At 72.8% G+C, this 2,584-nt stretch carries 1 protein-coding gene; it reads left to right on the top strand.

The features are described 5' to 3' along the window. Positions 1-2,584, top strand: a 2,584-nt coding sequence (locus ACPCK6_RS29505) for a type I polyketide synthase (RefSeq protein ID WP_423482845.1), incomplete at both ends; no start/stop codon positions are given.

Here is a 2,584-nt window from a genome sequence, read left to right as displayed (position 1 = left end):
TAACGCGTTCCTGGACGGGCTGGCGGTGTACCGGCGGCAGCTCGGGTTGCCGGCGGTGAGTCTGGCGTGGGGGATGTGGGACACGGCAGGCATGGCCGCGTCGATCGGCGGCAACGACCGGGCCCGTACGGCACGCGCCGGACTCCGACCGATGAACGCCCGCACCGGCCTGGAACTCTTCGACGCCGCCGTGGGGGCACAGCGGCCGGCGTTGGTGCCGGCCGTGATCGACGTACCCGCGCTGCGGGCGGCAGCAGCCGGCGCGGTCGTACCGCCGATGCTGCGCAACCTGGTCGACGTGGCGACGACCCGCCGCCGCGCCGGCCAGGGCGCCCCCGGCGGCTGGGCCGACCGCCTCACCGGCCTCAGCGCAGAGGACGGCCTCGCGCAGGTCGACCAGCTGATCCGGGGCCTGGTCGCGCAGGTCCTCGGGCACGGCGGCGCCGAGGCGGTGCCGGCCGACCGGGCGTTCAAGGACCTGGGCTTCGACTCGCTGACCGCCGTCGAGCTGCGTAACCGGGTGAACGGCGCGACCGGCCTGCGCCTCACCTCGACCCTGGTGTTCGACCACCCGTCCCCGCAGGTCCTGGCGGCCCACGTGTACGCGGAACTCGCCGGCACCCGGCCCGACACCGTCACGACCGACGAGGCGGCGACCGGCGACGCCGACGAAGCGATCGCGATCGTCGGCATGGCCTGCCGCTACCCCGGCGGGGTGGAGTCTCCCGACGAGCTGTGGAAGCTGGTCAGCACCGGTGGGGAGGGCATCGGGGAGTTCCCGGCCGACCGGGGCTGGGACCTGGAGTCCCTGTACGACCCGGACCCCGACCACGCCGGCACCTCGTACACCCGCCACGGCGGTTTCCTATACGGCGCGGCGGAGTTCGACCCCGGTTTCTTCGGTGTCTCGCCGCGCGAGGCCCTCGCCATGGACCCGCAGCACCGGCTGCTGCTGGAGGCGTCCTGGGAGACGTTCGAGTCGGCGGGCCTGGACCCGTCCGGCCTGCGGGGCAGCCGGACCGGTGTCTTCGCGGGCGTCATCTACCACGACTACTCGACGCGGCTCATGGAGACGCCCGAGGTCGAGGGCTACATCGGCACCGGCAACTCGGGCAGCGTGTTGTCCGGCCGGGTGGCGTACACCTTCGGCCTCGAAGGCCCGGCGGTCACTGTCGACACGGCGTGCTCGTCGTCGCTGGTGGCGCTGCACCTCGCGGTGCAGGCGCTGCGCAGTGGTGAGTGTGATCTGGCGTTGGCCGGTGGTGTGACGGTGATGGCGACGCCGGGGACGTTCGTGGAGTTCTCGCGGCAGCGTGGTCTGTCGGCCGACGGCCGGTGTAGGTCGTTCGCGGCGTCGGCGGACGGTACGGGTTGGTCCGAGGGCGTCGGTGTGCTGCTGGTGCAGCGCCTGTCGGACGCGCAGAGGGAGGGCCGGCGGATCCTGGCGGTGGTGCGGGGCAGCGCCGTGAACCAGGATGGTGCGTCGAACGGGTTGACGGCGCCGAACGGTCCGTCGCAGCAGCGGGTGATCCGGCAGGCGCTGGCGAACGCCCGGCTGACCACGGCCGACGTGGACGCTGTCGAGGCGCACGGTACGGGTACGACTCTGGGTGACCCGATCGAGGCGCAGGCGTTGCTGGCGACGTACGGGCAGGAGCGGCCCGCCGATCGACCGCTGTGGCTGGGCTCGATCAAGTCGAACATCGGGCATGCGCAGGCGGCTGCGGGTGTGGCTGGTGTGATCAAGATGGTGTTGGCGATGCGCCACGGCGTCGTCCCGGCGACGCTGCATGTGGATGAGGCGTCTCCGCATGTGGATTGGTCGGCGGGGGCGGTCGCTCTGGCGACCGAGGCGGTGCCGTGGCCGCGGGTGGGTCGGCCGCGTCGGGCGGGGGTGTCGTCGTTCGGGATCTCCGGCACGAACGCGCACGTGATCATTGAGCAGCCGCCTGCTGAGGTGGGTGAGGGGAAGGTCGTCGTCCGCGAGGTGCCGGTGGTGCCGGTGCTGCTGTCCGCGCGCTCTGAGGCGGCGCTCGCCGGGCAGGCGGGCCGGTGGGCGCGGTGGCTCGCCGTCGACGAGGCCCCACGCGGCGTGGATGTGGCCTGGTCGTCGGTGGCGTCGCGGTCGGCGTTGGAGCACCGGGCGGTGGTGTCCGGGGCGAGCCGGGACGAGCTGCTGGCGGGTCTCGCGGCAGTGGCGGCCGGCGAGCCGTCGGGGGCCGTCGTGACCGGTTCCGCCGCCGCACGCGGCCAACTCGCGCTGCTGTTCTCGGGTCAGGGTGCGCAGCGCGCCGGGATGGGTCGCGGGTTGTACGCGGTCTTCCCGGTGTTCGCCGCCGCGCTGGACGAGGTGTGTGCGCACCTGGATCCGTTGTTGCCGCGTCCGCTCAGGGAGGTGCTGTTCGCGTCGGAGGGTTCCGTCGAGGCGGGGTTGCTGGATCAGACGGTGTTCACGCAGGCCGGGTTGTTCGCGGTCGAGGTGGCGTTGTTCCGTTTGGTGGAGTCGTTCGGGGTCGTGCCCGATGTGGTGGCTGGTCATTCGATCGGTGAGGTGACGGCGGCGTACGTGGCCGGGGTGTTGTCC

It is taken from the genome of Micromonospora sp. AB353 (assembly GCF_049538395.1).
Classification (GTDB): domain Bacteria; phylum Actinomycetota; class Actinomycetes; order Mycobacteriales; family Micromonosporaceae; genus Micromonospora; species Micromonospora aurantiaca.
Note: the sequence above shows the minus strand (reverse complement) of the source record. Positions and strands in the feature narration are given on the sequence as shown.